The organism is Pseudomonas sp. GGS8, assembly GCF_024168645.1.
Taxonomy (GTDB): Bacteria; Pseudomonadota; Gammaproteobacteria; order Pseudomonadales; family Pseudomonadaceae; genus Aquipseudomonas.
Genome location: NZ_JALJWF010000001.1, coordinates 2975991 through 2998058, shown reverse-complemented (window position 1 = coordinate 2998058; position 22068 = coordinate 2975991). Strand labels below are relative to the sequence as shown.

Sequence of the window (22068 nt, the reverse complement as noted above, 5' to 3'; positions counted from 1 at the left end):
AGGCTTTTGGTCATAACCTGTTACTGCCTGTGTGCGGCACTGGACGAAAGCGTGTGACGGGGCTAAAACGAGGGCATTGCCCGGAGATTTTGATGACCCCGCGCCAACGCTTTTTCGACTGTCTGCAACGATCACCGCCCGCGCTGTTCGAGGCGGCGTTGTGGATCGCCGTCGAACACGATAAAGAGCTCAATCCCGAGACCGTGCTGGCGGACTTCAAGGACCTGCAACAGCGAGTCAGCTACGGATTACCGATGCTGCCGGTAAATGAGTTGGCGCAACCGTTGTTGCGGCGGATGAATGACCTGGGGTTTGCCCAGGACGACTTCACGCCCTTGCGCCCGCAAGTGGCGTTGCTCCATAAAGTGCTGGAACGCCGAAGGGGCCAGCCGCTGGCACTGGGCCTGATCGCGCTGGAACTGGCCAGAAGGCTGGAGATTCCTATGGTCGGGGTCAACTTCCCCGGGCATTTTCTGCTGCGGGTGCAAGGCGCCGATCACCTGCTCGACCCGTGCGGTGGGCGCCGGTTGTACCCCAATGATTGTCGTGAACTGCTGCAACGCCAGTACGGCCCGAACATGAAGCTCAGCGCCGAGCATTTGCAGACCGCAGAACCTGCGCAGATGCTGCAACGGCTGTCACGCAACCTGCGCCAGTTGCACCTCACCAGCGATGACTACATCGACGCTCTGGTCGACGCCGAGCGCGTGCTGGAACTGGGCAACGCCAGTGCCTCCGACTACCTGGCCCGGGCCAGCCTCTATCAACGGCTGGACTGCCCGAATGCCGAGCGTTTTGACCTGGAACACGCGCTGCTGCTCTGTGACGACCCGATCCAGCAGATTCGCCTGACCGAACGGCTGGGGCACCTTCCGCCCAACGCCATCATCCATTGAACGCATCCCCCTGCAGGAACCAGGCTTGCCGGCGAACCGACGCCTCGGTCCATCAGGATCACCGCGTTGTCGTTCTTCGCGGGCAAGCCTCGCTCCTACGTTTTTTACGGGGTGTCTGGCTGGTTCGCCGGATGGGCCAGGAAGAAGGCTGGATGTGTCGCGGCCAGCGCCGCCACTCGCCGAATTCGCGGGTAGGCCTCAAGGGAAATATTGAAGCGCTCGGCCGCATACAACTGCGGGATCAAATAGACGTCCGCCAGCCCCGGTTGCTCGCCAAAGCAGTAACCGCTGTCACCGATCAACTGCTCCACCGTCGCCAACCCTTGGCTGATCCAGTGACCGATCCACTCGACCACCTGCGGCTCATCGTGCCCCAACTGCCGCAGTTTATTCAGCACGCTGACGTTGTGCAGCGGGTGAACGTCGCAGCCGATCACCGCCGCCACGCCACGCTCGTGGGCGCGGGCGGCGAGGTCTTTGGACAGCAGCGGCACCTGTGGATAACGTTCCTCCAGGTACTCGATGATCGCCGGTGACTGGATCAGCAATTCACCTTCGTCGGTGCGCAAGGCCGGCACCCGGCCTTGCGGGTTGATGCCCAGGTATGCCGGCTGGCGATGTTCGCCCCCCTGCGGCGCGATCAGGTTGATCGGCAGTGCCTGATAATCCAGCCCCTTCAACGCCAGCGCAATGCGCACCCGGTAAGACGAGGTCGAACGGTAGTAGGTATAGAGTTCCATGAGCCGATCCTCTTAGCGCGCCGGCAGCACTTTGCCGCGGCATTCGCCAAAACCGATGGAGGCAAATCCCTCACGGCTGCAACGTGCCCGCAGGATGATTTCGTCGCCGTCCTCGAGGAATTTACGCACCTCGCCCGAAGCCAGCTCGATCGGCTTTTTACCGCCCTCGGTGATTTCCAGCAGGCTGCCGAACTGGCCGCTTTCAGGCCCGGACAGCGTGCCCGAACCGAACAGATCGCCGGCCTGCAACTGGCAACCGTTGACGCTGTGGTGCGCCACCATCTGCGCAACGGTCCAGTACATATGTTTTGTGTTGCTGAGGGTCAGGCGATGAGCCGGCAGATTCTGTTCGCGCATCGATTCGGTCAGCAGCAGCACTTCGAGTTCGATGTCGAAGGCACCGGCCGCCTGATCGCGTTTGTCGAACAGGTAAGGCAGCGGTTGCGGATCGCCTTCAGGGCGCGCCGGCTGCGCACGACGGAATGGCTCCAGCGCTTCCGCCGTCACCACCCACGGCGAAATGCTGGTGATGAAACTCTTGGACAGGAACGGCCCCAGCGGCTGGTATTCCCAGGCTTGAATATCCCGCGCCGACCAGTCGTTGAGCAGGCAGAAACCGGCGATATGATCGGCGGCGTCCCCGATGGCGATCGAGTCGCCCATGGCGTTGCCCGGGCCAATCCAGATACCCAGTTCCAGTTCGTAATCCAGGCGTGCACACGGGCCAAACGTCGGCTCGGTCTGGCCGGCCGGCAGGGTCTGGCCTTTCGGTCGACGCACGTCGGTGCCGGACGGACGAATGGTCGAGGCGCGGCCGTGGTAACCAATTGGCACGTACTTGTAGTTCGGTAGCAACGGGTTGTCCGGGCGGAACAGTTTGCCGACATTCTGCGCGTGCTCGATGCCGACGTAGAAGTCGGTGTAGTCGTTGATCTTCGCCGGCAGGTGCATCTGGCAATCCGCCGCCAGCGGCAGCAGTTTTGCGCCTTGGGCTTCGATCTTGCCGTGCAGGGTGCTGCCTTCCTTAAACAACTCGATCAAGCGTTCACGCAGGGCGACGCGTGCTTCGCGACCCCGCTCGAAAAACGCATTCAACTGGCCGCCACGGGTGGCTTCGACAGCGGCGCGCGCGGCGCCATCGAACAGCCCGGCATCGAGTGCCGCTTCCAGATCAAAGATATGGTCGCCGATGGCCACGCCACTGCGCGGCGCGGCGCCCTTCACGCTGAACACGCCCAACGGCAGGTTCTGCAACGGGAAATCCGCATGGCCGTTGGCGGAGGCAACCCAGCTACGAGTGATGGAAGTCTGAGTCATGGGTTATCTCCGGGTCGGGTCGAAAGTGGCGGGCAGCGTGGCCCAGCAGGCGTCGTAATCGTTTTGCAGTTGCGGGCAATCCAGGGCGAATCGGCTCGGGCGCAGCACCTGGCTGGTTTCGAACATGAAAGCCATGGTGTTATCGATTTTAGCCGGCGCCAGTTCAGCGTTGATCGCCTTGGTGCAGGTCTCGCCATCGGGGCCGTGGGCGCTCATGCAACTGTGCAACGAGGCGCCGCCCGGCACGAAACCTTCGGCCTTGGCGTCGTACTCGCCCTTGATCAGGCCCATGTATTCATTCATCAGGTTGCGGTGGAACCACGGTGGACGGAACGTCTTTTCGGCCACCATCCAGCGTGGCGGGAAAATCACGAAGTCGAGGTTGGCCAGACCATGCACGCTGGTCGGCGAGGTCAGGACGGTGAAAATCGACGGATCGGGGTGATCGAAACTCACCGTGCCGAGGGTGTTGAAACGGCGCAGGTCGTATTTGTACGGCACGTTGTTGCCATGCCAGGCGACCACGTTCAGCGGCGAATGATCGAGCTCGCAGCCCCACAGCTGCCCAAGGAATTTCTGCACCAGGGTGGTCGGTTGCTTGAGGTTTTCGTAATGCGCCACCGGGGTCAGGAAGTCCCGGGGGTTGGCCAGGCCGTTGCTGCCGATCGGCCCCAGGTCCGGCAGGCGCAATGGCGCACCATGGTTTTCAGCCACGTAGCCGCGGGCTTGCGGGTCGAGCAATTCGATGCGGAATTTCAGGCCGCGAGGCAGCACGGCGACTTCCAGCGGTTCCAGCTCCAGCACGCCCAGTTCGGTGGCGATGCGCAGGCGGCCCAGCTCCGGTACCAGCAGCATTTCGCCGTCAGCGTTGAAGAACACCCGCTCCATGGAGCGGTTGGCGCGGTAGTTATAAATGCTGATTCCTGCCGGTTTATCCGCGCCCGAATTGGCGGCCATGCTCACCAGCCCGTCGATGAAATCGGTAGGCTCGGTCGGAATATCCAAGGGGTTCCAGCGCAGGCGATTGGGGGTCACTTCACCCAACGGACCACCGGCCAGTTGCCGATCCAGTTTGACGAATGCCGGGTGATTGGCCGACGGCTGAATGCGGTACATCCAGGTGCGGCGTGCTTCGCTGCGGGCCATGGTGAACGCAGTGCCGGAGAACAGTTCGGTGTACAGGCCGTAAGGAGCGTTTTGAGGGGAGTTCTGGCCGACGGGCAGTGCGCCGGGCAACGCTTCACTGCTGAATTCGTTGCCAAAGCCTGACTGATAAGCCAGCGCTGGCGCCGTTGAATCGAGGTTCATGGAGCCTCCTGAACGGGAAGTTATTTTTATCGTAATTCAATTACGCATAACGTAATTTGATTGGTATTGACCGTCAAGCTATAAAGACGCCCATTCGTCCCGGGATCAGACCGCCTTCATGGAAACGCCGCGCAACAACGATAAACAGAAAGTCCGCTCGGCCGAGGTCGGTACTGACATCCTCAAGGCACTGGCCGAGCTATCGCCCTCGACCTCGCTGTCGCGTCTGGCCGAACACGTTCAGATGCCTGCGAGCAAGGTTCACCGTTACCTACAGGCGTTGATCGCCAGCGGTTTTGCCGAGCAGAACCCCGCCACCAACCACTACGGCCTGGGCCGTGAAGCGTTGCGCGTGGGCCTGGCTGCTCTGAACAGTATGGACGTGCTGAAAGTCGCCGCCCTGCCCTTGGCCGAACTGCGTGACGATCTGAACGAAACCTGTTTTTTGGCGGTGTGGGGTAATCAGGGGGCGACGGTGGTGCACATCGAACCGGCAGTGCGAGCGGTGACGGTGGTCACGCAATTGGGCTCGGTTTTACCGTTGCTCAGCTCGTCGACAGGGTTGGTGTTCAGTGCCTTTCTGCCCCACCGGGAGACGGTGGAACTGCGCGAGGCGGAGGTCAGCGCGGTGGAGGCTCACCCATTGGCGGACGAGCAGGCCTACGTGACGTTGTGCCAGCAAATCCGCGAACGGGGTTTGCACCACGTTCACGGATTATTGATGCCCGGGGTCGACGCATTGTCGGCTCCGGTGTTCAACGCCGTCGGCCAGGTGGCGGCGGTGATGACCATCGTCGGCCCGACCTCGTTGTTCCACGCCGACGAAAACGGCCCGGCGGCGCAGCGCTTGCTGGCGGCGACCCGGGCCGTGAGTTGGCGGATGGGGTATCAGCCACCTGCCCTGGCCGATTGATCGTTATCAGAAGCCGAACCCATACACAGAAAACCCAACACTAACCGAGCATCCCCAACAACTTTGCCTGCGCAACCGCCTGGGTTCTTCGCTCCACTCCCAACTTCACATTAATTCTCCGTGCATGGGTTTTAACGGTGTGCAATGAAATAAAAAGAAGGTCGGCAATCTGTTGATTGGAATTACCCTGCGCCACTAACTTCAATACTTCTATTTCACGCAAACTCAATTGACTCTGTGGGAAGGTCTCCCCATTCAAAGGGGCTCCCGTTGCGGCAAGGCGGATTGCGCCCAGTAATTCAGGCTGGCGTAGTTGCAAATCGCACAACACTTGTTGGAGGTTGCAGCGCTCGACCAGGGCCAATCCGTCCTGCAACGACTGCTGAGCAGAAGGGTCGTCGGTCAACCAGGCAACTTCGGCCATGACCAAATGCAACTGTGCTTGTAGTCGCGACATGCCTCGCTGTCGCGCCCATTGCAACTGGGCCTCGAGCCGGGCCAACGGCGCTTGGGCCAGTCCTAGATAAACCTCGGCCAGTATCAACAGGAATTCCAGAACCGGTATCAGCTCGAGTGTCGCTGGCGGTGCCTGGCGTACAGGGGAGCCACGATAATGACGGAGCACCCGACTCAAGGCTTCGCAGGCCAACTCGGGACGCCCCTGCTGCAACCAGATATGGCTGCTGATTTGCAGCAGTACCCCCCGATAAACCGTTTCGGGAATCTGCCGCTGCTGCATTAACCGTTCAGCGTCGCGCAGATGAACAAACGCCGCAGCATAATTTCGATGATTGGCCGCCTGTTGCGCCAGACCGAGAAACCCATACAGCACGCGCTTGTCATGGTTGTGCAAGCACTCGTCCAGCCCCGCCTGAAAGAGTTCGGCAGCGTGTTCGTCTGCTCCCAGACTCATGGCCAGCCGCCCACGACGCAACGCAATTCGTCCCAGCAAGGGCGCAGGTCGGTCCGAACGCTGACTGAGCAGTTCATTGATGTCACAGAGCAAGCTTTCGGCCCGCACCGCCGCGCCCCGTTGCTCCAGCAATTGCGCATGATCGAGCTCCATCAGGCCCTCGAACACCAGCGAACCTTGCGCCCGCGCCAGGCACAAGGCCTCGCGGTTATGGGCGTGTGCGACGTCGAGTTCGCCCCTTAGCAATGCCTGTTGCGTCAGCCCCGACAAACACATCAACCGCGCCGTCCAACAGTCGGGATCGAGTGCGCTCAACGCGTCAAGAAAGTGCGCGCGAGAAAGCTCCATGCGCCCCTGCAAATGCAGTAGCCAACCCTGCAGGGACTGCCAGCGTGCAATCAATCGATGCTGAAGCACGGCCGAGGGTTGCGGCGTGAAATGCGCCAAACGAGCGATGCAGGTGGTCGCCTGCTCGAAACGTCCGGCGAACAACAAGGCGGCGGTAATCAATCCGACCAACTGCGGACTGCCCAGTGTCAGTTCCTCGCCTTGCTGCTCGTGCAAACGCAACAACAGCACCACCGTCTGCTCCTCGAACAGCTGCTCGAAACTGAAGTGCTGCAACAGGCTGACCGCCACTTCGTATTCCTCGGCGAGCAATGCCTGTTCGAAGGCTGATTTCCAGTCCTGCTCGGCGCAGAACCACTGGCAGGCACGCCGATGCCAGGAGCGTCCGGCCGGCCATTGCTCATCGCGCAGCAATTGGGTGAACGGGGTGAACACCTGCAGCCAGTCGGTGGAGTCGCGCCAGGGTTCGATAAAACAGCCCAGAGCTTGCAAGGTCCTCAGGTACTGCGCGCCCTCCCCGGCCCCGAACAGGTGATCACACAGTCGGGCATTGAAGCGTGGCAAGTGGGCCAGCACGCGCCAGGCCTCGCTCAACTCAGGCGTCAGCGAGCTGAACAACTCGTGCTGCAGATAATCGAGCAAGGTGTCCGCCCGTCCCTGGGCGTTGTCCTGACGCGACCAGTCGCACTTCTGCAACAGTGCGATCCGCACACCGGCACACCAGCCGCCAGTGCGACGGATGACCCGACTGGCCACCTTGTTGGCCTGATCCGGCACCCAGGGACGCAACAGCTGCTCCACTTCACCTGAAGTAAAAGCCAGCCAAGCGCTCTCGCACTCGTACAACTCATCATCGAGCAGCAACCTTGGCCAGTTGCATTGCGGCCGGCGGCGAGTGCCAAGCCACCAGGTCAGCATCGGGCTGCCGATCGCCAACATGCGATCCAGCAACGAGTCCAGCTCCGGGTTCGGCAGACGGCAGTAGTCATCGAGAAACAGCCAGGTCGGCGTCTGTAATCGCGCCAGATTGCGCAGCAATTCGGTTTCGCCCGCCGAGGCCAGCCCCAGCGCCTCCGCCAGACGATGACGAAAATCGGCCGCGCTCGACGCCACGCCAGACAAGGGCAGCCAATGCACCCGGCATTGGGATGGCGCCCGCAACAGGCACTCGGCGAGCAGCGCACTCTTGCCGCTGCCGGCGGGTGCGCAGAGTAATTTCACTCGGGCCGTGGAGGCCAGTAGCGGCTCGGTCAAGCGAGCCCGCGACAGGTGATGAGAGGACAGGCGGGGCAGAAATCCAGAACGGTCCAGACACGGGGTCATGGCGGTCATTGCGGCGTGCCTTTTTATAATTGTCCGACAACCCTAACCCTCTCCATCCCGCTTGTTGAGAGGTATTCAGCGCGCTGATTGGCGCCCATAAAAAAGGCGACCCACCGGTCGCCTTTCGTGATGCCTATGTATCAAAACCCTTACCGGACGCCCTCGGCGCGCAGGGCCGACGGGGTGTAGTCGGCAGCCTTGGCGTCGAAGCCAAACTCGAAACTGTGCTTCTCTTCGTTCTTCATTCCCAGGGCAATGTATCGACCCGCGATGATGTCGTAGAGCGCCTCGAGGGTGTAGGCCGGAGTCTGGTGATCGTAGTAGTACTGGGCGTGACCTTCGGCCACTCGCCACAGTTGGCCACGACCATCGTAGTGATCCACCAGCGCCACTTGCCAGCTGTCTTCGTCCAAGTACATGTGGCGTTTGGCGTAGATGTGCCGCTCACTCGGCTTGACCGTGCCCACCACTTCCCAGACCCGGTGCAACTCGTAACGGGTCAGGTCCTGGTTGATGTGCCCGGCTTTCACCACGTCATCGTACTTGAGGCTCGGCGAGTCGAGTTTGTAGCTGTTGTAGGGAATGTACATTTCCTTTTTGCCGATCAATTTCCAGTCGTAGCGATCCGGCGCACCGGAGAACATGTCGAAGTTATCCGAAGTCCGCAGGCCGTCAGCGGCGGTGCCCGGTCCGTCGTAGGCCACTTGCGGTGCACGACGCACACGACGTTGACCGGCGTTGTAGATCCACGCCAGGCGCGGCTCTTTCACTTGGTCGAGGGTTTCGTGCACCAGCAGCACGTTACCCGCCAGCCGCGCCGGCGCGGTCACCGACTGCTTGAAGAAGGTCAGTACGTTAGCGGCTTTGTCCGGGTCCAGGTCCTTCATCAATTGCGGTACGGCGATCTCTTCCTCGAAGCGGATCGGCGTGTAGCTGCCGTTGGTCTGCGGGGTCACCTGGGTGATGATGCGTCGCAGGTTGCCGCCGTGGTAACGGGTGATGTGGTTCCACAGCACCTCGACGCCATTCTTCGGAATCGGGAACGCGTAGTAGCGGTTGCCGGTGAAGTTGGCCAAGCCGTTACCGTCGTTGATGCTGGTCACGTTCAGCGCGCTGCGCTTGGCCGACTCGTAGATTTCCGGTGGCACGGCCACGGTACGGTGGGTCGGGTAGACCGGAATTCTGTAGGTTTGCGGGTAGCGCTTGAACATCGCCACCTGACCGTCCGAAAGCTTGTCCTTGTACTTGTCGACCGTTGCGGCGGTGATGGTGAACAGCGGTTTTTCACTGGCGAACGGGTCGGCCAGAAAGCCTTTGCTGTCGACCGCACCGGCGTTTTTCGGGATGCCACCGGTCCAGGCCGGGATCGAGCCGTCAGCGTTACCGGCCTTCTCGGCGCCGAGTGGCGTGAGTGTGGTGCCGAGCTTGCCGGCCTCTTCCGGCGAGACCGCCGCCATTACGTTAGCGGCCAACAGACTGAGTGCCAGGGCACCGCATTGCAGAATCATCTTGCGCATTTAAATCATCCTTCTCAGGCAGATCAGAAGTTCACGCCGAAGCTCAAGGCCACGAAGTCGCGGTCAGTCAGGGTGTTGTAATCCCCGCCGAAAAAGTCGGTGTAACTCAAGCTCGCGGTGTAGGTGTTGCGGTAGTCGGCATCGAGGCCGACGCTGATGGCCTTGGCGCCTTCGTTGAACAGACCGTTGGGGCCATAACCGCTGACGTCATGGGACCAGGACAGGTTGGGCTTGAGATTGATCCCGCCGATCACGTTGGCGTAATCGAGGATTGCCCGGGCGCGGTAGCCCCAGGAGGTCGAGGTGACGAAGCCGTCGGTATCGCCGCCGAAACCGTACTGGCCGTAGACCGAATCGCGGCCGTAACGCAGTTTGCTCCGCGGCTCCAGACCACCGACGTGAACCACCGCCGCTTCGCCCACCAGCGTCAAGCGCTGGGCGCCCAACACCTGGTCGAAGAACTGTGTGAGGGTGCTTTGGATCTGCGTGATTTCCTTGCGGCGATAGCCTTTGTTGTCAGCGCCAGGAGTGGTGGCTATCGGTGACGCGGCGCCGCCGGCAATCGGGTTGACCATGGCCAGGGTCAGGTCGTTGGTGTTGACCTGCACCGGAGCATTCGGGCGATAGCTGATCTCGCCGCTCCACGCGGTGCCGGTAGGCAAGGTGGTGGAGAAACTCGCGCCGTAGAGACGAATGTCTTCCGGGTATTCGAGGTAGTACTGACCGCGTCCGAGCATCACGCTTTGCGCCAGCCCCGACCCGCTGCCCGGCGCCAGACGGTTGGCAACACTTACCATGCCCGGCAGGCTGGCCAGCGTCGACAGGCTGGCAGTGGTGGTGCCGACCGTCGGTGTGCGACTGTGGTAGTTCATGAAGTACAGGCCGTACTCGGTGTCGTCACCGAGCCAGCGCAACGCCGTGCCCCACTGCCCGGAATCGCGCGCATCGCGGTCGCCGCCACGGGGAACGACCACGCCCTCGCGGGTCACCTGGATCGGTTGACCGAAGGCCGACGCCAAAGGCGCCAACGGGGCAATCGCCGGGCTGCCGACGGTGTAATTGTTGTTGCAACCGTCCGCCACCACATCGTTACCGAAGAAGGTGCCGCAGTTGTCGACGACGGTCTGGTCCCACTCCAGTTGATAGAAACCTTCCACCGAGAGCTGATCGGTCAGGCCCTGGGAGGCGAACAGCATGTTGACCGGAATCAGCCCTTCCTTGATCTCGGCGCCGGGGCGACGGAACGCGGAGACGTCGATCGGGTTGATGCTGTTGATCGAGTTGCCGATGAAGGTACTTTCACCCCAACTGACTACTTGCTTGCCAGCGCGCACGGTGCCCGGCAAATCGGCGATGGAATAGTTGTGATAAACGAAGGCATCGAGAAGCTCCGCCCCGGAAGACTTGGCGCCTTCCTTGCGGCCACTGTCACTGATCTGCTTGAACTCGCGGTCTTCGTCTTTGAGCTCGAAGTCGTACCAGTACTTGCCACGGACGAACACACCCGTGTCGCCGTACTTTAATTCGAGGTCGTGGATGCCTTTGAAGATCTTGGAGAAGGTTTCGCCTTTCTTGAAGTTCAGGCGTCCGTCATCACCGGTCGAGGATTGGCCGGTCCCGCCATTGACGGTGCCCACCAGCGACTTGTCGGCGTCGCGCATGCCCCAACTTGCGCCGACGGACAGCGAAGAATCGAACTGCCCCTCGATTTCGCCGATGTTGAATGAAACTGCCTGCGCCTGGGCACAGCAGCCCAAGGCCACCGCAGCGGCCAGCGCTTGCGGTTTGAAGATGGCGCGCATTGTTGTTTTTGTCATGCGTCTTCCCCGGTGAGTGACAGAAGGCCCCACCCTACTGCCGCTTGCCGGGAGCGATAAGCGCACCAAGGAGGTATTCGCGCTGTACCTCCAAAGGATGAATGCCCGCATGGGACGGGGTTTTGCGCGGGGTATGGATGGGCTGGATGAAGGGTTATCAGCGCAGCGCATGGACATGGTTGAAGTTGGGCGTGTAGCAACTGGCGCAGCCTGCGTTCGCTGTTAGCAGCTGCCAAGCTTGCGAGGCTGCTGCTACCAGGGGTCAGCCGGAAACTGTTACCCGAACTGCAACACTGCATGTCTGGAATCGCTATTTTTCCTTTGCGCTCAAGCGCTTATTCTTGCCGGGCTTTCACGGCAAACGGCCTGAAAGCACGAAGCGATGGGGAGGATAGACCACCCCATTGGCGACAGAATCCAGATGATTCGAAGCGTATTTTTTGACTCATCGCCCTGTGTTCACTGACGTTGATTTGTAGCTCCTGGATCCACGTCTTACTTTGGCCGCTGCGTTTGCAGCGGCCTTTTTTATGTGGGCTTATTTCCGAGATAAAACTTCATGTTTCCTACATCACTGTCGGAAACGCTCACCTGCCTGCATTAAAAGATCGAACTTATAGTTTTCCTGGTCGCCCTGGATGGGTGACGACATAAATAGCCATGAACGACCGCACGTATTGAATCCCGACGTGGCTATTCAGATATTCGAATCGAAAGGAACTCGATATGCAGCAAGAAAAAAATATCCTTGTTAATAGAGGTATACCTCGTACACCTTCGTCGTCTCCTGGTTTCGGATTTAGCGCAGGGGGCGCATCAGGCCCCGACCACACCGATCGTGCCTATGACTTAATGGATTCCGCCACTGATTTACTGATGGATAATAATGCGTATACCGAAGAACGCTTCAACGAAAACATCAAGAACATCATTCATATAACCGATGCCGAACTTGCAAAAACAAGAGCGGCCGTTGCTGCTGTGGTTCCCCCTGGAACCGATGCTCTTGAGATTGAGTTACGGACGCTTAAGCTGCAACTGTTCAAAGCAAGGACAGATCATCAAGAACAGATAGGAATAGCCAATCTTTATTATGGCCATGACCCACTGACCCACAAAGGTGAAAATCCTGCTTACAAGGGTTTCGAGGAGCCCCCGGGTCGTCGTCGCGCAGGGCAAATGGGTTATTACAGAGCAGTAGAGAAATGGAACATCTCTTATGCCGCAGCTTACGAGGCGAAGTTCCTGGCTGAGCAAATAAAGCTGTTGGACGCCCGCTTGGCCACACAAAACAACGCCATTGCCGAGGCCAACGCAAAAGCGGCGGCAGCGGCTCAGGCAAGAGCCTTGGCTGAAGCCAAACGCGTGGCCGAGGAACAGGCGCGATTGGCAGCGGAACAGGAAGCCCAACGTGTTACCGCAGAAAAGGCGCGCATGCAGGCGGAAGCTGATGCTTATGTTGAGGTTCAAGCTAAATCTAAAGCTCAGCTTCAGGCTCTGGTTCAGCTTGAGGCTCAAGAAAGGGCACGAATCTCAGCATTGAATACAGCTCTGGCCGAGGCTGAAGCCAAGGCAGAAGCAGCCGCGCAGCATTTCGCAGCCGAGCAGGCTCGTCTTCAAGCTGAAATGGAACAGCGAATCGAGCAGATACAAAAGCAATTACAAACAGAAAGACAGAGTCTGGAGATTCGCTGGAAAGTCATTGATACAGCTACTGTCGTGGCTCAACGACAAGTTCAACGGGCAAATCTGAAGATACAGCAGTTGAAGGAAAGGCAGGCGCAAGAGCGCGAGCGGCAACAGGCTAGTCTGGCGGCAGAGGGCGAGGCCCAACGACAACTCGATCAGGCACGCCTCTTGGCGCAATGGCGAGAGGAAACAGAGGCTCGGTGGCAAAACCCCACGTTTGCCAATGTTGGTTCGATGGCGGCATTCGGCCCGGCGTTTACCGGAACAACCGGGACCTTCGGCGTTAGTCCAGCAACCTCTTTGGCGCTCAGGACTGCGCTTCGCGCAGCGGTATCCACGGCTATCGCAGCTCTCGCAACTGCAGCAGCGCCGGTCCTGGTCGGGTTCGCCGCTCTATTGGCTCCCTCCAGGCTGGGTAACGGTGATCTTTTCTCCGTAAGTGTTCCGCTGTCAGAACTCGCTCCTGATTCAACTGCCGACCTGTATGAACTGGCAGCCGTCGGAGGGGAGATCGACCTGCCAGTGAGGCTCGGCTCGAGGACGATAGGCAACAGGGTAGAGATCGTCGTTGTCAGCACCGACGGCGTGACAGTACCCGCTAATGTGCCTGTGAGAGCGGCTCACTTCGACGCAAAGAAAAGCGCTTACGTTTCCACCACCTCCGACTCCATCGGCCCCATCGTCACTTGGACGCCATTGGTAGACCCACTGAATCCTTCGACGGATTTCCCGCTGGTCGACACTGAGCTGCCGATTTACGAAGGCGCAAATGTTACTCCCGACGGGGGACGGATAGACCCGTTTCCGCAGCTGGATCAGTATGGTTTTGGTGGATTCATCACGGTCTTCCCGATTGAGTCAGGGATCCCGCCGACGTTCACCATGTTCAGGGATCGGCGCCAGGATCCCGGGATCGCAACCGGCAACGGTCAGCCGGTTTCAGAGAACTGGTTGGGAGCAGCGTCGACACTGCAAGGCGCACCGATTCCCGAACAGATTGCGGATAAACTTCGAGGTAGGGAGTTTTCGAGTTTCAAGGCGTTTCGCAGAGCATTTTGGAAGGCTGTAGCACATGATCCATTCTTGATTGATCAGTTCACCTTATTCAACAAATTTGATATTAGAAATGGTCTATCACCAAGCGCCCCTCCTTCGGAGCAAATGGGTAGACGTACGAAGTTTGAGATTCACCATGTTACGCTTATCAGTGAAGGCGGCTCGGTCTACGACATAGATAATCTTCGTCTACTGACACCAAAGCAACACATTGAAACTCACTCCAAAAATGGAGAAATATGAGATGAAACTTAAAAATAAATTCGAAGAGTACACAGAATCAGAATACGTTGCCCTTATAGACCGTTTGGTTCAAGGGGATTACACAACAGAGAAAGAACACGATGAAATCGTGGACAATATCGTAAGCACTTCAGAACACCCAAACGGCACAGGAGTATTGTACTACCCGGAAGAAGGTGTTGAAGACAGCCCCGCTGGCGTATTAAAAGCCATTAAAGCCTGGCGAGCCGCCAACGGAAAACCAGGTTTCAAACCCGAGCAATAAACATTAATGGGAGCAGGCTATACGTGCTTGTTCCCTTATACCAATCAACGAATACCTCTGCAAACTCGCCATGACTTTCTTCAGCGCGCCAACAGACTCCGCAACAACACAACACATTTACACGCACTCAGAAAATAGAAGCCACCATGATTAAACTCAAGAAAAAACTCGAAGATTACACAGAGTCAGAGTACGCGAGACTTATCAACCGATTATTTGAAGGCGATTACTCATCAGAAAAAGAACTCGACGCAATCGTTGACAACATAGTAGACACTTCGGAACACCCGAACGGATCTGATATTTTGTATTATCCGGAAGATGGCGTCGAAGACAGTGCTGCCGGAGCACTAAATGCCATAAAACAATGGCGAGCGGCAAACGGAAAGCCAGGATTCAAACCTGAGCAATAAAAATTAATGGGAGCAGGCTATAGGTGCTTGCTCCCTCATACCGCTTAGTCGACAAAAGTCGTGAAAGCTACGTCCCACCGTTCTGTACGAAACATCCTTTATTTGGCCAGCAATGTTCTGACTGACATCTACTCCTGCAATTATTCACACAATAATGCAGGCATACGCTTACTCACCTACCAGACACGTCTCTTCGCAAGCTGGTGTACGTTAATTACTCGGCAAAAACTAAAAACTCTTTGCAGCGAGCACAGCGTATGACGGATAGAGACAAATCTGAATCGGAAGAAATGTATGCCATTCCAAAAAGTGGCTCGGGTGCTGACAGCATCATGGTTCAGCGTCTGGAGGACATTCTGGAGGGGAAACTTGAGATGACCGATACCGACCGGCGCTTCTATGCACATACTCTTCGTATGATGGAAAGACTTAGAGCCATGGGCATTCCTGATGATTTCATTCCGAAGAAAAATGCTTCCCTCTGGAACAATGTTCATACTGCAGCGCTTGAGGATTTCAAACTCGGCAACGACGAAACACTTCGTTATACGGACGAAGCCATTGAGGCCGCCAAACGGCAGGAGATTCTGGCTTTTGAAGGAGGTTGTGGATCGAAAACATCATTAGCGAAACTCGAACAAGCTGTCCGAAACGAATCTGTAAGAGATCTGCTATCAGTGTTGGCTATCGGCTTGGCATTTCCCTCGATTGACATGCTGTTTGGGCGTTATCGGTTCGAAGTGATCGCCCGTGGTGAGCTGTGTAAGACTTACGAGGAGCTATTCGAGGAAGGCATATTGGCTGAGGGCGATTTCGCTATTGCTATCAAAGGCCCACACTGGAAAGCGCCAAAATTCGTGACTGAAAAACGATACGAGCGATAGCCACACAGGCCACCCAATCACCTACCGCCGACTGGGTGGCCACAAGCCTTATAACGAAAACCTCTGCAAGTTCTCCATCATCTCCTTCAACGCCTCAATATTGTCCTTCGGATGCGCCGCGCCTTCAAAATCACAGATCTGCTGCCAGTGCGCCGCGACATCTTCCGGCGAGAAACCGACCCGCGGATCGAACCCGGCGCCCAGGCTGCGCTCCCAGCGCACCTTGCCCATCCAGCCGCCCCCCACTTCGAACAGCCCCGACGTTTCCTGGCATTGCTCGCTGGCCAGATACACCACCAACGGGCTGACCAGTTCCGGTTTGAGTTGCTCGAATACTTGCGGCGGGATCAGGCCTTCGGTCATGCGGGTGCCACCCGTGGGGGCGATGGCATTGACCAGGATGTTGTTCTTGCGGCCCTCGATAGCCAGTGTGCGTGTCAGGCCATAGAGACCGAGTTTGGCCATGCCGTAATTGGACTGGCCGAAGTTGCCGTAAATACCCGAGGTCGACGCGGTGAAGATCACACGGCCATAGTTTTGCTCGCGCATGTGTGGCCAGGCGGCGCGGGTGACTTTGTAGGCGCCTTCGACGTGAACGCGGTAAACCAGGTCCCAGTCGCCGTCGTCCATCTTGTGAAAGGTCTTGTCGCGCAAAATGCCTGCGTTGTTCACCACAACATCGACACGGCCGAATGTGTCGAGGGCATTCTGGACGATTTTGTCGCCGTCGGTGACGGAGTCATGGTTAGCCTCGGCAGTGCCGCCCGCTTCGCGAATTTCCGCCACCACGCGATCGGCTGCCGAAGTGTTGGCGCCTTCACCTTGAGCCGAGCCGCCGAGATCATTGACCAGCACTTTGGCTCCCTGCTTTGCGAACAGCAATGCATGCGCCCGCCCCAAGCCGCCGCCCGCACCGGTGACGATCACCACTTTATCTTCGAAGCGCACAGACTCATTCATGGGGAACTCCAGCAGGCCAGGGACAATGAGGTGCGAGTGTCGGGCACGGGGCTGCCGGTCACAATGAACACGGGGGCGGCTGAATGGTGCGCGATAAGGCAGCGGGATAATCAGGAACACGCCACTTTGAGCGGCGGTGAAACCAACCGGTCGCGAAACTCCAGATAGTGCTCAAGCACCTGTGCCGGCGCTTCAATCTGTGGGTAATGGCCGATCCCGGGCAGCAGGACGGTATCCGGGGCGGGAATCAGTTGCCGATAGCGCGCCACCATGTGCGCACCGGAAACCGGATCGACCTCACCATCGATAACGCGCAGCGGCACCTCGCCGCGCTGCATGGCGCTGACCCAACGCTCACGCTGGAGCCGCCGCTGCGGTATGTAACCGATCAATTTGTGCATGATCCGTTGCCCGTGATTACTGTCGACCAGGCTCCAGAAATCATCCAGCTCACTTTCGCTGGGCCGGGTCTGCGGACCGAAGACTTGCTTGAAACTCTTCACCAGAGCGTCACGGGTAAAAGCCAGCCCGATCATCCAGCCCAAGGGGCTGAGCAGGAGTTTTTGCATCAACACCGGGCGATGGGTTTCGGGAAACAGTCCACCATTGAGGAACACGCAACTGGCGATATGAGCGCGCGCTTCGTAGTGTCGGGCTAACAGTTCTTGGGCCACGCTGTCGCCATAATCGTGTGCCAACACGTGAACGGGTTGCTCGACGTTCAAGTGCACCAGTAACGCCTGTTGCAGATCAGCCTGTTCCAGCAGGCTGTAGTCGTGACTCAGCGGCTTGGCCGAATCGCCAAAGCCGAGCATGTCACAGGCGATCACCCGATAGCGCTGCGCCAGCGGTTGCCACAGGTAATGCCAGTCCCAACTGGCGGTCGGGAAGCCATGGATCAGCAACAGTGGCTCACCCTGCCCCGCAGCCCAGTAGCGGATGTTCTGACCGCGGAAGACGAACGTCTGGCCGCGTTTACGCCACACACACAGAGGAATTTCGGTGAGTGCCATTTAGAGTTTATAACCCGGGTCTTGTTTATCGAGTTTGCGCAGCAGCGCCGGCCAGGCCAGCGCGCCACCCATCCCTTGAGCACTTTTGGTAACGCCGGCGATCATCGCCTTGGCACCCGCCAGAATCTGCGGTTCGATGGCGATCAGCTCCGCGCCACCGTTCTGCGCCAGCACCTGAATCTCGCAGGCGCGCTGGAAGGTAAACATCATCAGGAACGTGTCGGCGATGGTGCCGCCACAGGTCAGCAGACCGTGGTTGTGCAGCATCAGAAAATTGTTTTCACCCAGGTCGGCTTGCAGCCGCGCCTTCTCTTCATGGTTCAACGCCACGCCTTCGTAGGCGTGATAAGCCAGGCTGGACAGGACGAACAATGACTGCTGACTGATCGGCAAAATGCCCTGTTTCTGCGCCGATACCGCCACCCCCGCCGCCGTGTGGGTGTGCAGTACACACACGACGTCATGCCGGACTTCATGCACCGCGCTGTGGATGGTGTAACCCGCCGGGTTGATGTCGTAGGGGCTGTCCATCAATTTGTTGCCGGCCTGATCGACCTTGACCAGGCTCGATGCGGTCATTTCATGGAACATCAGCCCGAACGGGTTGATCAGGAAATCTTCAGTGCCCGGCACCTTGGCCGAAATGTGCGTGAAGATCAGATCATCCCAGCCGTGCAGGGCGACCAGACGATAACAGGCAGCCAGGTCAACGCGTGCCTGCCACTCGGCGGCACTGACTTTACCTTTGACACTGTGTGGCGACTGGACGGGGGCTACGTTCACGGCAAGGATTCTCGTTTTTCTGTTCTTATTGTTTTACTGACGTTACAGCAGTCTAGTCAGCCTCCAGACTTCGGGTAGTTGCATTGGCAGCCAGCTTGATGGCCGAGTGGGTCAGTGCGTGGGTGAGCCTGGATCCATATCAAAGCACCCACCCTATAAAGGCGCGTAAGCCTTAATGCCCGTAAGTTAAGCCGCTCCCACAAGTCAGCCTCGCAGTGCGCTGATGAGGTCCGCCAGCCAAGGCTCGGCGTCGGTTTCCGGCGTTACGGTTTCACTGGCGTCCAGACGTAACATTGGCAGCACTTCACGCACGCCCAGTTCGCCGAACAATTCACGCATTTGCTCACCGCCACCGCAGAACGTATCGCCGTAACTCGAGTCGCCCAACCCGATAACGGCACCCGGCAAGCCACGCCAGGTGGCGGGCAATAGATCGCGAATCGTCGAATACAGCGGTTGCAGGTTGTCCGGCAACTCGCCCATGCCGGTGGTCGAAGTCACCGCCAGAAAGGCTTCCGGGCCAAAAGCCTGAACATCGGCAAGTGTCGCGCGCGGGTTGTGCCAGGTTTCAAAACCGGCGGCGTTCAATAGGCTTGCGGCGTGGCGGGCGACTTCTTCAGCCGTGCCGTACACCGAGCCGGAAAGGATGGCGACTTTCATCAATCTGATCCTGAAGCTGAGTAAAAGGCCAAGATATTAACAGCACGGCTCGCATTGATCTTTTAGAATGCAGCGTACCCATCAATACGCAAAGGACTCTGCGATGATTAATGCCTCACTGCTGCAAATGGTGATCGACGCGTCCAACGACGGCATCGTGATTGCCGAAAAGGAAGGCGAACAGGACAATATCCTGATTTACGTAAACCCGGCATTCGAACGCCTGACGGGCTATACCAACGAAGAAATCCTCTACCAGGATTGCCGTTTTTTGCAGGCAGGAGACCGGGATCAGCCCGCCCTCGCATTGATTCGCCAAGCGTTGGACAATGGCGGTTCCTGCCGGGAAATTCTCAAGAATTACCGCAAGGACGGCACCCCGTTCTGGAACGAACTGTCGCTTTCCACGGTAAAAAACCCGCACGACGGACAAACCTATTTTGTCGGGGTGCAGAAAGACGTCACGGTTCAGGTCAAGGCACAGCAGCGAGTCGCACAGCTGGAAGCGCAATTGGCCGAGGTACAGGCAGAACTTGCTGATCTCAAATCGACGAACGGCTCAAACCAATCTGCGAATTAGTGGTCATTTACTACAATCACCGATGACTTTGTAATTATTTCTTTCGAGCAAATCATGCAGCGCGACGCACTCCTGACCCAGGATGAGCTGGACTTTATCCAGACCATGCAACACAACCCGCAACTCAATGTGCGGGATGCGACGTCGAGTTTGCTCGTCAACGGCGGCTCGCAAATCCGTGACTTGCTCACACGCCTGGCCGCTCATGAGCAAGTCACCATCCATGCCACTTTCGAAAATCAGCAAATGACCTTCCCGCTGCACCTGGTGGAAGATGAATTTCACGCAATGCATCTACGCCTCGGCGTTCCCAGCATTTATGAAGACGGGCCAATGATTCGGCCATGGCGCCTGGCGCTCGAAGAGCCAGTGGCTCTGGAAAATGCCAAGGGGCAACCCGGCACGATGTGGGTGCACGAAATATCGTTCAAAGGGGTTTTGCTGGAAGTTCGCAACAAGACCAAAGCGCCAAAGCACTTCGCATTGTGGTTCAGCCCGTCAGGCTATGAGCGGATTGCGTTGCGCGGCACCTTGGAGCGTGAGACCGAGCAAGGTTTCTACGCCTACGAGTTGAGCCAGAGTGACAAGGACGAAACCGAGCGTCTGCGTCAGTACATCCTTCAACAACATCGCCTGACCCATCCTGCTTTGCATATTTGAATCTCAGGTATCCAGGTTTCCCGCCAGGAACTGTTTCAGACGCTGGCGCATCCCCACCCCCTCGTTTCCAAGGCAACCCACCGACGACCCGGCCAGACTCTCTTGCGCCAGGTCGGACGCATCCCCGGCCAGAAACAGCTGACAATCCAGCCCCATGGCCAGACGGTTCAAACGTCGAGGCAGTTCGGCAGCCGGTACATGATTGGAAATCAGCACCAGTGCCCTGGGCTTGATCTTCTCACAGACCAGGATCAACTCATCAAAGGGCTGCCCGATCGCCAACAACTGAATAGCCGAATCGATGCTGCTCAGATACAGCGCCGTGACCAACACTTCGAGCTCATGACATTGGTCGGCCAAGGCGCAGACAATCACTCGTCGCGGCTGCATGACACGTACCAGCAGCAGGCGTTGCAATACTCGAGAACGCAGAAAGCCATCCAGAAAAAGCCACTCGCTGGTCTGACCGAATGCATCATGGCGTTGTAGCAATAGCTTCCAGATCGGAATCAGGATGTCCTGGAACACAACCGTCAGCGGATAACTGGAAAAAATCTGACCGTAGACATGCTCGAGTTGAACTTCGTCAAAAACACTCACTGCCGCCTTGACCTGCTGCTGCCATTGGCCGTAGTCGACTTGAACGAGTTCGTCGGGAATGATCCGCTCCAGCACCTGGAGCGGTTCGGTCTTGGCCAGTATCTTGCCAACTTTGCTGACCGCGACACCGCGCTCGATCCAGCCGAGGATGCTGCGCACACGCTCAATATCGATCATCGAATACAAACGGTGCCCGCTTTCGGTGCGGGTGGGCTGTATCAGCCCGTAGCGTCGCTCCCAGGCTCGAAGCGTAACCGGGTTGACCCCTGTCATGCGCGCAACCTCACGAATCGGGAACAGCTCTTCTCGAATCAGGGAGGTAATGGGGGGCAAGCCAGGCGCAATGTCGGTCAGCACGGGGATTTTGGATCCATATTTATATTTTGATACATTTTTACTCTCATACCCCAGTGATATTCAACACGTCGTTGAACTAATTGGAACGAAAGTTCCAGACACAATCAGGAATAATCCTTGCCTGTCCCAAGACGCAGCCCACTACCCCGGCGCTGTGCCTGGCGAAACTCCTATCCGGAGCGACGCGTTTGCCTTACGGAGATACACAATGTCTACTTCACCCGTCACGCTGATGGTTGCGCGTCGTGTCGCCGATGGGCGTTATCAGGACCTGATGGCCTGGTTGCGCGAAGGCGAACAATTGGCCACCGACTTCCCCGGTTATCTCGGCTCTGGCGTACTCGCTCCGCCCCCCGACGATGACGAATTCCAGATTATTTTCCGCTTCGCCGACGAGCAGACGCTGCACGCCTGGGAGCATTCCGCGTCGCGTACCGCTTGGCTGGGACGCGGCAGCAATCTGTTTGCCCACCCTTCGGAGCATCGGGTCAGTGGCATCGATGGCTGGTTCGGTGCGGTAGGGCAACGCCCGCCACGCTGGAAGCAGGCCGTGGCGATCTGGCTGGCGTTCTTTCCGGTGTCCCTGCTGTTCAACTTTGTGCTGGGACCGTTATTGGCTGAAACGGGATTGCTGACCCGCGTGTTCGTCAGCACCCTGTGCCTGACGCCGTTGATGGTTTATTTCTTCATTCCACTGTCGACCCATCTTCTGGCCGGCTGGCTGCACGCCTCATTGGCACGTCCGTTGCCCGCCGAACCCGCCACCCAAAATCAATAACCCCTGTCGCCGCACCGCTCGCTCCGACAGGGCGT

Annotated in this window: 20 protein-coding genes; 9 read left to right on the top strand and 11 right to left on the bottom strand. The window is 58.1% G+C overall.

What is annotated here, in order from left to right:
* Positions 1–92 precede the first annotated feature (92 nt).
* On the top strand, positions 93–896 hold the full coding sequence (locus J3D54_RS13475; RefSeq protein WP_253418852.1) for a SirB1 family protein: 804 nt from the start codon (positions 93–95) through the stop codon (positions 894–896).
* A gap of 104 nt (positions 897–1000) precedes the next feature.
* Here J3D54_RS13475 and maiA read toward each other — a convergent pair whose 3' ends face one another.
* Genes maiA through hmgA form a run of 3 tightly spaced genes read right to left on the bottom strand, consistent with a single transcriptional unit; the run spans position 1001 to position 4261 of the window.
* A complete protein-coding gene (gene maiA, locus J3D54_RS13470; RefSeq protein WP_253418849.1) occupies positions 1001–1636 on the bottom strand; it encodes a maleylacetoacetate isomerase in 636 nt (211 codons plus the stop codon).
* Between the two features lie 12 nt (positions 1637–1648).
* Positions 1649–2953, bottom strand: a complete 1305-nt coding sequence (fahA, locus tag J3D54_RS13465) for a fumarylacetoacetase (protein WP_253418846.1) — start codon at positions 2951–2953, stop codon at positions 1649–1651.
* Between the two features lie 3 nt (positions 2954–2956).
* On the bottom strand, positions 2957–4261 hold the full coding sequence (gene hmgA / locus J3D54_RS13460) for a homogentisate 1,2-dioxygenase (RefSeq protein ID WP_253418843.1): 1305 nt from the start codon (positions 4259–4261) through the stop codon (positions 2957–2959).
* A gap of 118 nt (positions 4262–4379) precedes the next feature.
* Between hmgA and J3D54_RS13455 the strand changes: the two genes are divergently transcribed.
* Entirely contained in the window at positions 4380–5174 is a 795-nt protein-coding gene (locus J3D54_RS13455; RefSeq protein WP_253418840.1) for an IclR family transcriptional regulator, read from the top strand.
* A 40-nt stretch (positions 5175–5214) separates the two neighbouring features.
* Here the strand turns inward: J3D54_RS13455 and J3D54_RS13450 are convergent, their stop codons facing one another.
* From J3D54_RS13450 to J3D54_RS13440, 3 genes are all read right to left on the bottom strand, one after another.
* Positions 5215–7767: a LuxR C-terminal-related transcriptional regulator gene (locus J3D54_RS13450; protein WP_253418839.1), complete on the bottom strand. Its 2553-nt coding sequence runs from the start codon at positions 7765–7767 to the stop codon at positions 5215–5217.
* 140 nt (positions 7768–7907) lie between these two features.
* On the bottom strand, positions 7908–9275 hold the full coding sequence (locus J3D54_RS13445; protein ID WP_253418837.1) for a DUF1329 domain-containing protein: 1368 nt from the start codon (positions 9273–9275) through the stop codon (positions 7908–7910).
* A gap of 23 nt (positions 9276–9298) precedes the next feature.
* Positions 9299–11092, bottom strand: coding sequence for a DUF1302 domain-containing protein (locus J3D54_RS13440; RefSeq protein WP_253418835.1), 1794 nt, complete (start codon positions 11090–11092; stop codon positions 9299–9301).
* A gap of 726 nt (positions 11093–11818) precedes the next feature.
* On the opposite strand from J3D54_RS13440, the gene J3D54_RS13435 reads away from it, so the two are divergent.
* From J3D54_RS13435 to J3D54_RS13420, 4 genes are all read left to right on the top strand, one after another.
* On the top strand, positions 11819–14080 hold the full coding sequence (locus tag J3D54_RS13435) for an S-type pyocin domain-containing protein (protein WP_253418833.1): 2262 nt from the start codon (positions 11819–11821) through the stop codon (positions 14078–14080).
* 1 nt (position 14081) lies between these two features.
* A complete protein-coding gene (locus J3D54_RS13430) occupies positions 14082–14345 on the top strand; it encodes a bacteriocin immunity protein (protein WP_253418831.1) in 264 nt (87 codons plus the stop codon).
* A gap of 146 nt (positions 14346–14491) precedes the next feature.
* Positions 14492–14758: a bacteriocin immunity protein gene (locus tag J3D54_RS13425; RefSeq protein WP_253418828.1), complete on the top strand. Its 267-nt coding sequence runs from the start codon at positions 14492–14494 to the stop codon at positions 14756–14758.
* Positions 14759–15015: 257 nt separating this feature from the next.
* Complete coding sequence (locus J3D54_RS13420; RefSeq protein WP_253418825.1) at positions 15016–15642, top strand: hypothetical protein; 627 nt, start codon at positions 15016–15018, stop codon at positions 15640–15642.
* A gap of 48 nt (positions 15643–15690) precedes the next feature.
* Here the strand turns inward: J3D54_RS13420 and J3D54_RS13415 are convergent, their stop codons facing one another.
* From J3D54_RS13415 to J3D54_RS13400, 4 genes are all read right to left on the bottom strand, one after another.
* Positions 15691–16602 (bottom strand): SDR family oxidoreductase, encoded by a 912-nt coding sequence (locus J3D54_RS13415; protein ID WP_253418823.1) that lies wholly within the window; start codon positions 16600–16602, stop codon positions 15691–15693.
* Between the two features lie 110 nt (positions 16603–16712).
* Positions 16713–17615 (bottom strand): alpha/beta fold hydrolase, encoded by a 903-nt coding sequence (locus J3D54_RS13410; RefSeq protein WP_253418820.1) that lies wholly within the window; start codon positions 17613–17615, stop codon positions 16713–16715.
* Entirely contained in the window at positions 17616–18398 is a 783-nt protein-coding gene (locus tag J3D54_RS13405) for a class II aldolase/adducin family protein (RefSeq protein WP_253418817.1), read from the bottom strand.
* A gap of 204 nt (positions 18399–18602) precedes the next feature.
* The gene (locus J3D54_RS13400; protein WP_253418813.1) at positions 18603–19058 is read right to left on the bottom strand and encodes a flavodoxin; all 456 of its coding nucleotides are present in this window, start codon (positions 19056–19058) and stop codon (positions 18603–18605) included.
* Positions 19059–19161: 103 nt separating this feature from the next.
* Here J3D54_RS13400 and J3D54_RS13395 point away from each other — a divergent pair, with 103 nt between their 5' ends.
* Complete coding sequence (locus J3D54_RS13395; protein WP_253426607.1) at positions 19162–19638, top strand: PAS domain-containing protein; 477 nt, start codon at positions 19162–19164, stop codon at positions 19636–19638.
* Between the two features lie 54 nt (positions 19639–19692).
* Entirely contained in the window at positions 19693–20298 is a 606-nt protein-coding gene (locus tag J3D54_RS13390; RefSeq protein WP_253418809.1) for a hypothetical protein, read from the top strand.
* Positions 20299–20301: 3 nt separating this feature from the next.
* Here the strand turns inward: J3D54_RS13390 and J3D54_RS13385 are convergent, their stop codons facing one another.
* A complete protein-coding gene (locus J3D54_RS13385) occupies positions 20302–21255 on the bottom strand; it encodes a MerR family transcriptional regulator (RefSeq protein WP_253418807.1) in 954 nt (317 codons plus the stop codon).
* A gap of 208 nt (positions 21256–21463) precedes the next feature.
* Between J3D54_RS13385 and J3D54_RS13380 the strand changes: the two genes are divergently transcribed.
* Positions 21464–22033, top strand: a complete 570-nt coding sequence (locus tag J3D54_RS13380; protein ID WP_253418804.1) for an antibiotic biosynthesis monooxygenase — start codon at positions 21464–21466, stop codon at positions 22031–22033.
* Positions 22034–22068: the final 35 nt, after the last annotated feature.